The organism is Advenella sp. EE-W14, from assembly GCF_012923605.1.
Taxonomy (GTDB): Bacteria; Pseudomonadota; Gammaproteobacteria; order Burkholderiales; family Burkholderiaceae_B; genus Advenella; species Advenella alkanexedens.
This window is the reverse complement of sequence record NZ_JAAVNG010000006.1, coordinates 144,350-157,842: the sequence shown is the minus strand read 5'-3', so window position 1 is coordinate 157,842 and position 13,493 is coordinate 144,350. Positions and strand designations below refer to the sequence as shown.

At 50.6% G+C, this 13,493-nt stretch carries 12 protein-coding genes; 7 read left to right on the top strand and 5 right to left on the bottom strand.

Annotated elements, in window-relative coordinates:
- Positions 1-1,974 (bottom strand): long-chain fatty acid--CoA ligase, encoded by a 1,974-nt coding sequence (locus tag HCX92_RS03090; protein ID WP_211182239.1) that lies wholly within the window; start codon positions 1,972-1,974, stop codon positions 1-3.
- A 201-nt stretch (positions 1,975-2,175) separates the two neighbouring features.
- Here HCX92_RS03090 and HCX92_RS03085 point away from each other — a divergent pair, with 201 nt between their 5' ends.
- Positions 2,176-2,844, top strand: a complete 669-nt coding sequence (locus tag HCX92_RS03085; RefSeq protein ID WP_169293455.1) for a Crp/Fnr family transcriptional regulator — start codon at positions 2,176-2,178, stop codon at positions 2,842-2,844.
- A 6-nt stretch (positions 2,845-2,850) separates the two neighbouring features.
- Here the strand turns inward: HCX92_RS03085 and HCX92_RS03080 are convergent, their stop codons facing one another.
- Positions 2,851-3,537, bottom strand: a complete 687-nt coding sequence (locus HCX92_RS03080; RefSeq protein ID WP_169293454.1) for a YggS family pyridoxal phosphate-dependent enzyme — start codon at positions 3,535-3,537, stop codon at positions 2,851-2,853.
- Positions 3,538-3,650: 113 nt separating this feature from the next.
- Here HCX92_RS03080 and HCX92_RS03075 point away from each other — a divergent pair, with 113 nt between their 5' ends.
- A complete protein-coding gene (locus HCX92_RS03075; RefSeq protein ID WP_169293453.1) occupies positions 3,651-4,136 on the top strand; it encodes an acyl-CoA thioesterase in 486 nt (161 codons plus the stop codon).
- 45 nt (positions 4,137-4,181) lie between these two features.
- Here the strand turns inward: HCX92_RS03075 and HCX92_RS03070 are convergent, their stop codons facing one another.
- Positions 4,182-5,150: a tripartite tricarboxylate transporter substrate binding protein gene (locus HCX92_RS03070; protein WP_169293452.1), complete on the bottom strand. Its 969-nt coding sequence runs from the start codon at positions 5,148-5,150 to the stop codon at positions 4,182-4,184.
- A 328-nt stretch (positions 5,151-5,478) separates the two neighbouring features.
- Between HCX92_RS03070 and HCX92_RS03065 the strand changes: the two genes are divergently transcribed.
- A complete protein-coding gene (locus HCX92_RS03065) occupies positions 5,479-6,354 on the top strand; it encodes an acyl-CoA thioesterase II (protein WP_169293451.1) in 876 nt (291 codons plus the stop codon).
- A gap of 10 nt (positions 6,355-6,364) precedes the next feature.
- Here HCX92_RS03065 and HCX92_RS03060 read toward each other — a convergent pair whose 3' ends face one another.
- Positions 6,365-8,350, bottom strand: a complete 1,986-nt coding sequence (locus HCX92_RS03060) for an acyltransferase family protein (protein WP_169293450.1) — start codon at positions 8,348-8,350, stop codon at positions 6,365-6,367.
- A 208-nt stretch (positions 8,351-8,558) separates the two neighbouring features.
- Here HCX92_RS03060 and HCX92_RS03055 point away from each other — a divergent pair, with 208 nt between their 5' ends.
- From HCX92_RS03055 to HCX92_RS03040, 4 genes are all read left to right on the top strand, one after another.
- A complete protein-coding gene (locus HCX92_RS03055) occupies positions 8,559-9,878 on the top strand; it encodes a hemolysin family protein (RefSeq protein ID WP_169293449.1) in 1,320 nt (439 codons plus the stop codon).
- Between the two features lie 125 nt (positions 9,879-10,003).
- On the top strand, positions 10,004-11,134 hold the full coding sequence (locus HCX92_RS03050) for a glycosyltransferase family 4 protein (RefSeq protein ID WP_169293448.1): 1,131 nt from the start codon (positions 10,004-10,006) through the stop codon (positions 11,132-11,134).
- Positions 11,135-11,145: 11 nt separating this feature from the next.
- Complete coding sequence (locus HCX92_RS03045; protein ID WP_169293447.1) at positions 11,146-11,898, top strand: polysaccharide deacetylase family protein; 753 nt, start codon at positions 11,146-11,148, stop codon at positions 11,896-11,898.
- A 166-nt stretch (positions 11,899-12,064) separates the two neighbouring features.
- Positions 12,065-12,826 carry a glycosyltransferase family 25 protein gene (locus tag HCX92_RS03040; protein ID WP_169293446.1) on the top strand — a complete coding sequence of 254 codons (762 nt, stop codon included), beginning with the start codon at positions 12,065-12,067 and terminating at the stop codon, positions 12,824-12,826.
- 95 nt (positions 12,827-12,921) lie between these two features.
- On the opposite strand, the gene rfbC is transcribed toward HCX92_RS03040, so the two are convergent.
- Positions 12,922-13,467 (bottom strand): dTDP-4-dehydrorhamnose 3,5-epimerase, encoded by a 546-nt coding sequence (gene rfbC / locus HCX92_RS03035; protein WP_169293445.1) that lies wholly within the window; start codon positions 13,465-13,467, stop codon positions 12,922-12,924.
- Positions 13,468-13,493: the final 26 nt, after the last annotated feature.

Below are 13,493 nucleotides of genomic sequence, written 5' to 3'. Positions count from 1 at the left end.
TCAGGCAACCTTCTTCATCTTGACATCAACCACTTTGCCTTCGGCAATCTTCAGATCGGCAGAAATCTTGCCAGTACGCCCGTCCTCAAACTTGACTTCGGTCTCGATAAACTGGTGTTGCCGGCCTTCAAACAGGGCATCGATAAGAACCTTGTATTTTTCGGCAATAAATGCCCGTCGCACCTTGCGGGTACGTGTCAGCTCACCATCATCCGGGTCCAGTTCTTTATGTAAAATAAGGAAGCGGTGAATTTGCAGGCCAGCCAGCATTTCATCACTGGCCACATCCATATTGACCTGATTGATACAATCGGCAATCAGGTCATAAACCTCGGATTTGGAAGCCAGGTCGGTATAACCGGCATAGGCCAGGCCACGACGTTCGGCCCAGTTGGCCACCGCTTCAAGGTCTATATTCACAAAGGCGCACACAAAATCCATATTGGCGCCAAACGCCACCACTTCCTTGATGTACGGGAAAAACTTCAGCTTGTTTTCGACATATTTGGGTGCAAACATGCGGCCATCGCTTAACTTGCCCACATCCTTGGCACGGTCAATAATCTTGAGCTGCCCATTGGCATCAATCACCCCGGCATCACCCGTGTGATACCAGCCATCTTCGGTAAAAGACTCTTTGGTGGACTCGGGGTTTTTATAATATTCCTTGAACAGGCCCGGGCTTTTGATTTGCACCTCGCCATTGTCTGCAATCCGCAGTTCCACCCCTTCAACGGGCGGCCCCACGGTATCGGCCCGCACGTTGCCATCACTTTGCACGCACACAAACACCGAGGTTTCGGTAGATCCGTACAATTGCTTTAAATTGATACCGATAGATCGGTAAAAAGAAAACAGGTCGGGACCAATCGCCTCACCGGCCGTATAAGCCACCCGCACCCGACTCATGCCCAAGGCATTACGCAACGGCCCATACACCAGCACATCACCCAGCATATATTTGAAACGGTCCCATAAACCTACCGACTCTTTATCAAGGATACGCGTACCCACCCGCTTTGCCAGCGCCATACATGACTTGAACATGGTTTTTTTCAGGCGGCCAGCGTCTTCCATCCGGATCATGACCTGGGTCAGCAAATCCTCCAGAACCCGTGGTGGAGAAAAATAATAGGTGGGGCCGATATCGTGCATATCGATAGACACGGTAGCGGGTGACTCAGGGTGATTCACGGTAAAACCGGTCACCAGCAACTGGGTATAGGAAAACATGTTCTGGCCAATCCAGGCCGGTGGCAAATAAGCCAGCACCTCTTCCTTGTCGGTCAGGTTTTCAAGCCTCTGGATAACACGGGCCCGGTCGATCAGGGCATGATGGGTCAGCACCACTCCTTTGGGTTTACCGGTGGTACCCGAGGTATAAAACATGGCCGCCGGATCATCCGCCGACAGACTGTTTACGGTTTCCAGATAAAAACCGGGGTTGGCGCTCTCATACTCTTGCCCCTTTTCCTGCAGGCTTTCCCAGGACAGCAGCAATTCATCAGTGTAATGACGCAGGCCGCGCGGATCATCGTAAACCACATGGGCCAGATCAGGCACCTGTTCGTGGATCTCGATCATTTTATCCACCTGCTCCTGGTTTTCAACCACCACCACCCGCACTCCGGCATCTTGCAGCACATAAACCATTTCCTGTGCCACCGCATCCTGATACATAGGTACCGGGATGGCCCCCAGCGACTGGGCTGCCATCATGGCCATATACAGGCGGGGACGGTTCTCACCCACCACCGCTACATGATCATTTTTCCTGACACCCAATGCGGCCAGGCCGCAGGCTGTTTGCCGAACCTCTCGGGCCACCTGGGCCCAGCTTAAGGTTTGCCAAATTCCCAAATCCTTTTCACGCAATGCCGGTTTATCAGCGCGAACGTTCGCGTGATGCAACAGCAAGGCAGGAAATGTGTCCAGGCCCGTTTCCGAACCTGTACCAGACATAGCGTACGCCATGTTGCCTCCTTTTATATTGTGTCTCTAGCATGATTGCTTCCGGTTGGTTGAATTGCCCACAAAACTTTAAATTGGAAATAACAGAACCGGACACATCAATCTTATTTAATTATTCTTTGTAATGTATTGCAAAGTTAGCCTGTTGAATGTAATCTAACTGTCGTTATGGTGACATTCCAACCGCTTCTAGGGTAAGTCCTTATGACTGAATTTGCTCCACATTTCTCCAGCTGGTTCCTCCTTCTTACTCCCGAACATCAAGAACGGGTCAAACAGGACATCAAAGTCCACCACTATCCGTCTGGTGCCATGATTGTGCGCAAGGGCGAGTCTTCCGATCACTGGATTGGCGTTATTGAAGGATTGATCCGCATTTCGGTGGGCAATGCCGAAGGCAAGGTGGCGGCGCTCATTGGCATTCCTTCCGGGGGCTGGGTGGGTGAAGGCAGCCTGCTGAAAAAGGAACCACGCAAATATGACATTATTGCGCTGCGCAATTCCACCATTGCCAAAATGCCCGTGCATACATTTGAATGGCTGCTTGACAACAGCATCCCGTTCAACCGCTACCTGCTGCACCTGCTGAACGAACGGGTGGGACACTTTGTGGGCAAAGCCGAGCACGACCGTCTGCTTAATGCCGATGCCCGGATTGCCCGCTGTCTGGCCGAACTATGCAATTCACGCCTGTATCCGGGCATTAGCAACCGCATGGAAATTACCCAGGAAGAATTGGGCTACCTGGCCCGGGTTTCGCGCCAGCGGGCCAACCAGGCCCTTAAGAAACTGGAAGCAGACGGCCTGTTAAGCGTGGAATACGGGGCCATCTGTGTACAAGACCTGGAAGGCCTGCAAAACTACGGCAGCTAAGCAGGCTTAAGCGTAATTGCGGTGACCAAAAATGGCCGAGCCTATCCGTACCTCGGTTGAGCCCTCCTGGATGGCCCATTCAAAATCTCCGCTCATGCCCATGGAAAGCGTGGGTAGCGCCAAACCGGTCAGATCCTGACATTGCCGCCTTAGATGACGCAAGGCAGAAAAACACGCACGCACCGCTGCCTCTGAGTCGCTGTTTTCCGCAACCGTCATCAATCCCATGGGACGAAGGGTTGATATGGCTTTCAATTCCTGCAAAAAGGCCGGAACCGCTTCGGCAGGCATCCCTGTCTTGGTTTGCTCGGGGCTGGTTTTCACCTGAACCAGCACATCCAACGTGCGGTTTTCAAGCTGCAGACGCCTGTCCAGGGCCAATGCCAGGTCCAAACGGTCCATTGACTGGACTTCAGCCGCATAACGGGCAACCTCTTTGGCCTTGTTGGTTTGCAAATAACCAATAATGACCCAGTCAATGGGATACTCCGAAAACACTTCGGCCTTTTGCTTCATTTCCTGCACTTTATTTTCACCGAAACGGCGCAGGCCGGCATCAATGGCTTCCTGCAATACATCGGGGCCAAAGGTTTTACTGACCGGCAAGATCCGTACACTGTCAGGCTCACGACCGGCCCTTATACAGGCCTGCTCCACCCTGTCTTTAACTTCTTTGTAACGTTGTGCCAGCATTACCCCTGCTCCTGTAGAAAAAAAAACCAGGGTCAATTTTACCCCAGCACCGGTCACCTGCCATAATTTCAGTATAATTCAATTTTCAAATAAACCACCTCTGCAATATCGACATGAGCCACAACAAGCCACACCAACTTTCCATGACTATTCTGATGACCCCCGACATGGCCAATTTTGCCGGCAATGTACATGGCGGCACCATTTTGAAATATCTTGACCAAGTGGCCTTTGCCTGTGCCAGCCGATATGCCGGCTCTTATGTCGTTACCCTGTCGGTGGACCAGGTCGTGTTCCGTCAACCCATTCATGTGGGTGAGCTGGTTAATTTCTACGCATCGGTTAACTACACCGGCAAGACCTCCATGGAAATTGGCATAAAAGTAGTCACGGAAAATATTCGTGAGCAATTCGTGCGCCACACCAACAGCTGCTATTTCACCATGATTGCGGTTGACGACAATGGCAAACCCACCGCCGTCCCCCAGCTTGTTCCTTCAACGGAAGAAGAAAAACATCGTTTCATTGCCGCGCAGCAACGCCGCGAGCTGCGCCAGGAAATGGAAAAACGTCACGCTGAGATCAGGGCAAACAACTAAGCCGGCCGGTTTTAAAAATTTGATATGCCGTGCCAGCCACCCAACCTAACGGGGCGTAATTTTAGCCAGCATAATACGTTTGCGCCAGCGCTCGGTATCGTGCTGGATGAATTTTTCTATATTCAGACAAACATTATCAACAGGCTTCAGCCCTGTTTTTTGCATGGCCTGCTTGACACGGGCATCGGCCAGGGCACCGCGCAGCACGGAACGCATCCGGGAAACCACATCACCAGGCACATTTCTGGGGGCCGCCATACCAAGCCAACCCTCCAGGACAAAGTCCGGATGCAGTTTTGCGGTTAAATCAACCTCATTCATATCAATACCCGGGATATCTCCGGTTATGGCCAACACACGGATCTTTTTTTCTTTAAGCAAATCGTGCACAAAGGCACCATCCAGGAAGGCAAACTGTATGCCATTAATCGCCAGTTCATGCAAAAGCAGGCTCCGGTTTTTATAAGGCATCACGGTTATATTCACATCTGCATAATAATTGAACAAACCGGCCGCCACCTGCGAGGTACTGTTGTAATAACCAATACGGTAATCAGGCGGATTCAAACGAATGGCATCCAGCAATTGTGAAAACGTACGGAATGGACTGTCGACCGGCACCACCAGCGCAGCCCCAAATGTACCGATCATGCCAACATTGACCAGATCCTGTTCAGGAGAATAGGAAACTGTTTTTTGCAACATACTGTTAACACTTTGGGTTGAGTGTGTTGAAAACAAAAAAACACTGCCGTCATCCGCGGACTGGGAGACATAATCGGCACCAATCATGCCGCTTTCCCCGGCCATTTGCATGATTTGCACATTACTACCCGTTTTTTCATGTACAAAACGGGAAAAAACCGTAGCAAAATCGTGAAGGTTTTGGGAAAGTTGGGTACCCGCCACCACTGACACCTGCGGAAACTGAACCTTACCGGGATGAATATGATCTGCCCAGGCATGGCCTGCCAATGACAGCACACCCAGCACAGACAACAGCGACCAACGCATTAGTGCATAAACCCTTTATACATGATCATGTTACAAATAACGATGCCTATTAGTAATTAAGCAGAGAACACAACAATTTGCCCCATAGCAGCAAGGGGCAAACAGACCATACTTGCAATGCGCAAACTTCACTTGATTTATTGACTTATTAATTTGCAACAATTTTACTACAATTTACCAAAACTTACATTAAAAGTTACAAACCCCCTTTTATTTTCATTTTACAGCGGCAATACCTTAACGGCTGCCGACCCGGCAGACACACCCATCAACATTCTCCCCATTACCTGCTACACTTCCTGCATTTCCCATTTCATTAAACTCGGCAATGAATCAAGCACTTACATCCCTGACAGAACAACTCAAACTGACTTCACTGGATAAAGACACCTTTCTTGGTCAAAGTGTTGACCTTTTTGGCTCAGGACGCGTATTTGGCGGCCAGGTCCTGGGGCAATCACTCATGGCCGCTTCCCGAACTATCGCCAACCCTAAGCGGGAAGCACACTCCATGCATGCATATTTCCTGCTGCCCGGTGATACCAATGAGCCTATTCGCTATGAAGTGGAACGCATCCGCGATGGGGGCAGTTTCTCGGCGCGCCGGGTAGTGGCGATCCAGCGTGAACGACCCATTTTCTTCATGTCAGCCAGCTTTCAGGCCGCTGAACCAGGGTTTGAACACCAGGCCACCATGCCAACCGTGCCATCGCCCACCAGCCTGCAAAGCGAAGTGGAGCTATTCCGGGCCATTGCCAACGAATTACCACCCACAATGGCAGAGCGCGCCATGCAAGCCCCCCCTCTGGACATTCGTCCGGTTAACCCCATCAACCTTTTGAATCCAGGCGCGCATCTCCCCTATTCTCACGTCTGGTTCAAGGTCAATGGCTCGCTGCCCGAAGACCCGCTGCTGCATAAATCCATGCTGGCCTACACCTCTGACTTGCACTTGCTGGATACGGCTTTGTTACCACACGGGCAATCCTTCCTCAGCCCCTCCTTGCAAATGGCCAGTATCGACCATGCCATGTGGTTTCACCGGCCGATAAACATGAATGACTGGTTACTGTATGCCTTGGAATCACCCAGTGCCAGTAATGCCAGGGGCTTTTGCCGGGCCAATATCTTTGATCGCCATGGCCATCTGGTTGCCTCTTGTGCGCAAGAAGGCCTTATTAGAAAAGTGCCTGCAAAAACCTGAACGAAACACTTTATTCCGTGTCTGGGGCAAAGCCCCATTCACGCAGCAAGGCTGTCACCATCTCCTGGCTAACCAGCAAAGAGCCATCGCGTGACAGGTGTGTACCGTCCGAATACAGGAAGCGTCCCGCCTGCATGGTTTGGCACAGCTGTTCACCACACAAAATGTCATAAGGATCAATAAAAATCACATTAAAACGAGAGCGGGCGTATTCAGCCAGCATTTGGTTAATGTGCCAGGCATTGCCTTTTTCGCGGGGCAATGTCAGATATCTGGCACAAGTCAGTGGTAAATAGGCCGGCCTGTCCACACAGGAAGACAAGCCCGCCTGCGAACCCGCCCCGGGCGGGGTACCGATAATAATCAACTTGTTATCCAGGCCAATACGCTCATGGATGGCATCAAAATTGGCTTGCAAAAAGCGTAAGTACGCATCATCCGTCAGGCGAACCCGCTCACCATCGGTGGTACCCAAGGTATTTTGGTAATTACGGAAGCTAATTGCATAGATCAGGGGAATCCGGTTCGTGAAAGCGGTGTGCAAGGCATAATCAAGCCTGTCCTGGCAATCCTGGCGGGCAATACCGTCCAGAATGCGGGTGTAACCCGGACCAAAAAAACAGCCATCTTCAAAGGAAGTGTCTATTTTTACGCCCTGCCCGGCCAACACCCGGTCTAGCCCGTAGGCAAACTGCCGTGCATAACTGTCCCCCAGAAAAACCGCCTCATGAAACAGGGCCCGGGGGTCGCCAAGCGTTTGACTGCCCATCCCGTATCCGGCACCCCCATACTGCTCTTCGTGAAAACGCGGGGAATCAAAAGTATGCTGGGAAAACTGCGTATTCATTCTGAAAGGCATGCCATTTTGCGTCAGAATAAAAAATGCCGGCAGCAATACCACCGCCACAACCCCTGACCGCTGCAATATTTCCTTGAAATACCAGCTGGACAAATTCATGCGTCGGAAACGGTTTTCAACCAGTACATACATGGCATAACCCAAAAACAGCGGCACGATCACCAGAGCCCATTGTTCTACGGGCATCAAGGGACGATAAATATAATATTTATAAAAAACAATCAGTGGCCAGTGAATTAAATACACCGAATAGGAAATCAGCCCGATAAATACCACCCAACGGTTTCTGAGCAGCCAGCCGGTATAACGGGCACCACTGGCAAAAATACACAAAGCCGCCCCAAAGGCGGGCACCAGACCGTTAAACCCCGGAAAAGCAGTGGTTTTATCAAACACGAACACCCCCCATGCCAGCAGCGCAAGACCCGCCAGCATGATCAATTCCTGCCAGATATTGGCCAACACAAAACGGCGTACCGCAAACACCAGCAAACCGCCAATGGCAAACTCAAACACCCTGAAGGGTGTCAGAAAATAATTGGCGGAAGGATCCACCTGCGTATACCACTGTGAAGCCAGCAGGGAAAGCAGTCCGGTTAATGCCAGCACCCAGGGTAACCAGCGGGCATTCAGCCGGCAAGTACCATAAACAATAAACGGCCAAACCAGGTAAAACTGCTGCTCTACCCCCAATGACCAGGTGTGCAGCAAGGGGTTGGTTTCTGAAGACGTATCAAAATACCCCGCACCCAGCCAAAACTTGATATTGGAAATAGAAAAAAAGGCATAAATGGTTGACTCTGCCAATGCAATATAATCACCCGGAGAAAAAACAAGAAAGCCCAGAGCCAGGCACAATACCAGGGTCAATAAAAGGGCCGGATACAAACGCGCAATTCGCCGTGCCATAAACCGGGCAAAGCTGAAGGAACCAGCCTGGCAATTATCGATGAGGATGCGGGTAATTAAATACCCTGAAATCACAAAAAAAACATCAACGCCTGTAAAACCGCCTCCAAAGACAGTAAACCCGGCATGGAAAAACAAAACCGCCATCACGGCAACAGCGCGCAACCCGTCCACCTCGGGCTGGTAGCCGGCACGGGGAGCCTCATGAACCGGAACAAGCAAAGACATAGTGCCCAACACCCAAAAAACAGCAACAGTAAAGAAAGATATCTTAACCCATATTACAAAGGGCAAAATTTGGTTAGAACAATTTATCCTGCCTCAAACAAAGACAATTAAATATCAGAAAACTTCTTCAGCCCCCGAAATTTACCCGAAACCTGTAAAATAATTTTTTAAATTACAGGAGTTTAAAGCGGCACGCCGCCCACAAGTCATGGATATCCTTATCATTTTAGGACTCATTCTAGTCAATGGTCTTTTCGCAATGTCGGAAATCGCCATTGTTTCATCCAAACGCATTCGCCTGCAAAACAAAGCCGATAGCGGCAGCAAAAGCGCCGCGGCCGCCCTGAAGCTGTCAGACAGCCCAAGCCGTTTTCTTTCTACCGTGCAAATTGGCATCACCCTTATCGGGATTTTCAACGGTGCCTTCGGCGAAGCCTCTATCGTATCCAGACTTACTCCTTTTTTCCTTAACATTCAGCCACTTAGCAATTACGCCTATGAGCTTTCACTGGCAACCGTGGTGTTTGGCATTACCTATGCATCCCTAATTCTGGGCGAACTGGTGCCCAAGCGTATTGCCATGCAATACCCTGAAGCGGTGGCCATGTTTATCTCGGTGCCCATGACCTGGCTGTCACGTATCGTGTCACCCTTTGTTGCCGTTTTGTCGTTTTCCACCGATTTTCTCATGAAAATTTTGCGGCTGGACCAAAGCAAAAACAGCTCATTAACCGAAGAAGACATTAGCGGCATGTTAAAGGAAGGCGCCACCGCCGGCCTGTTTGAAAAAACCGAACACGACATTGTGGCACGCGCCCTGCAACTGGACGACAAACACATTAACACCATCATGACACCACGCTCGGACATTCACTACATAGACCTGAATGCGCCGCTGGAAGAAACCCTGCTACGCATTGCCAACAGTCCCTACTCCCGCTTTCCCGTCTGTCAGGGTGGGCTAGACAATATTATTGGCATTGTAGATGCCGGCAGTCTGTTCGAACAACAAATCAAGCAGCAACAAATCAACATCCAGGCCATTACCAAAACGGCCCTGTATGTACCCGAAACCATTAGCGCCATGGACTTGCTGGAGGCCCTGCAAAAAAACCGCTCTGAAATTGCCGTGGTGATTAATGAATATGGCGAGGTCGAAGGCGTGGTGACCCTGCGCGACATCCTGAAAGTACTGGTTGGCCACGCGATTCCTATCAATGAAAATCATGTTTCCGATGCCGTTCAACGCAAGGATGGCTCATGGCTGTTGGATGGCGGTGTTTCACTGGACCGCTTCCGTGAAATTTTTTCTTCCTCAGTCAGATTTCCCGAAGAGGAAGACGAGGACTACCACACCATCGCCGGCTTCATCATGCACCAATTGGGGCACATTCCCACTGAAACCGAAAGCGTGGAATGGGAAAACTACAAATTTGAAGTCGTGGACATGGACAAGCACCGGATTGACCGGGTACTGGTGTCTGAAATCGTTGTTGACAGCGATGACAGTACGTTTGATGGTGAGTAACCACCCCGGTGCTATGCGCCCCCCCCTGCGCAGAGGGGAATTTTCCTTCTTTGTGGAAACGCCTGCGTATGCATACGCGTTCCCACGCGACGCGTGGGAACAAATCGTGATCAAAAGTTAAAACAATGAAAATCCTGTTTACCAATTTCCACAAACGCAATGGCGGCGGGCATGCCACGTATATTCTCAACCTACTGGGCCAGCTGGCGCCTGAACATGAATGCTTCGTGGCCACCCCCGGCACCAGCCGCCTGTACCGCTTTGCCCAGGCAGTTCCCAATGTACGGGTCATCGACCAGAGCTTCAACTCTCGCATTGGCAAGCTCCTGCCCGAAATAAAGCAACTCAGAAAGCTGATCCAACAGGAACACTTTGACATTATTCATGTGAATGCCTCGGCCGACCACCGCCATGTCATGCTGGCCTGCCTGGGGCTGCGGCACCGCCCTAAAATCATCTTTACCAAACACAATGACCACCCCGTGGGCAGTTTTGGGCACAAACTAAGGGCCAAACTGGCCACCGACCGCATCATTGCAGTGAGCCGCTTTGTGGCGGACATGTTCAAAAACTCGCCCTATGCGGCCATCCCGCTGGACATGATTCACCATGGCATAGACACCCGGTATTTTGCACCTGCCAGTGCCCGGCATAAACAACAATGCCGCCAGGCCTTGCTGGGTAACGAAGCCGCAAATACCGGGCTAATATTACTGGGCAGCACCGGTGGCACCGATTATGAAAAAGGCTGGCTGGAAATGGTGCAGGCCGTATCACAACTGCCCGAACACCTTAAAAACCGCTGCCGCATTATCATGGCCGGTGACCCGCCCAACGAAGAAAAAATGAACCGGGTCAAAGCCCTGGGTATGGAACAGCAACTGGTTTTCCCGGGCCTGGTTGACGATGTGCGGGATATTCTGGCGGCCTGTGACCTGGGCTTTGTACTGTCACACAAAGAAGCGCTGTCTTTTGCCTGCCGTGAAAGCATGGCCCTGGGCCTGCCCACCATTGCCAGCAACGCCGGTGGCCTGCCCGAAAACATACAGCATGGCAAAGACGGCTGGATTGTACCGGCCAAAGACCCGCAGGCCTTGCAAACACTGCTACAGGAAATTCTGGATAACCCAGCGCTGCTTCATGAAGTTTCGATGGCCAGCCGCCAAACGGCCGAACAGCACTTTAATCTGGACACCTTTGCCCGCAAAACCCTTAACACTTACCGGCAGGCTTTGGGCCTGCCTTTAGCGCCATGATACCTATTCTGATGTACCACCAAATTACCGACATGCCCCCCAAAGGCACCCCTTACCGTGGCCTGTGCGTGCCAGCAAAAAAATTTGCGCAACAAATGCAATGGCTTAAACGGCTGGGTTACCGTGGCTTAAGCATGCAAGACCTGCTGCCCTACCTGGAAGGCACAAAAAGCGGCAAAGTATTTGGCATTACCTTTGATGACGGCTACACCAACGTGCACGACAACGCCCTGCCCGTTTTGCAGGCACTGGGCTTTACCGCCACCACCTACTTTGTGGCTGGACACCCGGGCGGGCACAACCACTGGGATATTGAAAAAGGCATTCCCCGGTCTGGATTAATGAACGAGCAGCAAATCCAAAACTGGGCCAGGGCCGGGCAGGAAATTGGCTCGCATACCCTGGACCATGTTCATTTAACCCAGCTGCCGGAAAATGAGGCACGACGGCAAATTGAAGCCTCAAAACACCGATTAGAGGCCGTTTTTGGCGTTCCGGTTACCGCCTTTTGCTACCCGTATGGGGATGAATCTGCCGCGATAAGGGAAATGACACGCCAGGCGGGCTATACCAATGCCACGTTAACGGTAAAAGGACTGGCACTGAAAGAAGATGATTTGTTCGGTTTGCCACGGGTAACCGTATCAGGCAATATTGGCCTGATCGCTTTTTTAATAAAATGCCTGACGCAAAAAGAGCATAAGCGGCGGGTGAAGAAAGAAAGAAAGAAAGAAAGAAAGACAACATTGAGCCTGACTGAATAATGGACACCTAGTTAAGCACACTAGACGTGCATAAGTATTTTAATACCCGCATATCTTGCCACATATCCTGAATACAGGGTACTGCTGACTTTCAGCCAAACTCAGGTTACAATAATGTAACACCATCTTTCCAGCCAAAACGGCTTTCCGTCATCAATAAACGCTTATGTCTACTCCATTTATCCCCTGCTACGTTGTCAATCTGGCCACAGACCAAACCAGGCGCCAAATTATGGAAGCTTCATTGCAAGAAAAAGGGATTACACCCATTTTTTTTGACGCGGTAGATGGCCGGATCATGCCGGAAGATCAATTAAACCAACAGGTGGACTGGCCTCGTCTGAAACATGAGTATGGCACCCTAACCAAGGGCGAAATAGGATGCGCCTTAAGCCACTTGGGTATTTACCGCGATATTGTCCAGAAGGGCTACCGCTATGCCTTGATCCTGGAAGATGATGTCTGTTTAGCCGACGACCTACAAAGTTTACTGGACCCTGATTCACCAGAATACCTAGGGCAAATCCTGTCTACTAATAAGCCCGAAATGATTCAGTTAACCAAGGTGCATCGAGGCTTTCGTTTTAACAAAAAATCGTTTGGCAAACGGAACCGGGTTGCCGTGCGTCCCTATAGCGATGTGTGGCGAACCAGCGGATACGCCATCAATCTGGCAGCTGCCCGTAACTTAGCCAAAAACCTGCATCCTTTATGGACGGTAGGCGATCACTGGTCACGCTTCCAGGAAAAAGGGCTTGTTACCTTATGGGCTTTAACGCCAGTCGCCGTGTGGGAATCTGAACAAGCCCAGGCGTCCAATCTGGGCACAGATCGTAAACCGCGTCACAAAAACAAAAAAACTTTGGGACAACGATTACGTCGCATTGGGCACGATATTGTGCGCCCCCTGATTACCTATAAGCTTTAACACTAAGCGCTACAACATATTTATTTTCGGTGCCAGCAGCTTAGGCTGGCTTGGTACTGCCTAACAGAAGTCACTCATCTTACATCTATTTTCAATCATTCAAATACTTCCGCTTCCCTGAAACCCACACCCTTTTCATCTTTCACCGACAAAACAGGTGCAGCCTTCAACGGCCATGGAATGGCCAGATCAGGATCATTCCATGCAATGCAACGTTCATATTCAGGCGCATAATAATCACTGCTTTTATATTCCACCTCGGCCACCCCGGACAGCACTAAAAACCCGTGCGCAAAGCCTTCGGGTATCCAAACCTGGCGTTTGTTTTCAGCGCTTAACTCTTCGGCCACCCATTGCCCAAACGTGGGCGAAGCGCGACGTAAATCCACCACCACATCAAAAATACGGCCAAGCACCACCCGCACCAGCTTGGCCTGCGGTTGTTGAATTTGATAATGCAGGCCGCGCAACACATTGGCATGGGAACGGGAATGGTTGTCTTGCACAAAACTTACCCGTCTGCCCACTGCCTGCTCAAACTTCCTGGCATTAAAGCTTTCCATAAAAAACCCGCGCTCATCGGCAAACACATCGGGTTCAACAAGCAAGACATCGGGAAGGCGGGTTTTAGTAATTTTCATGGTTAAACTATTTTCAAGCAAACGCA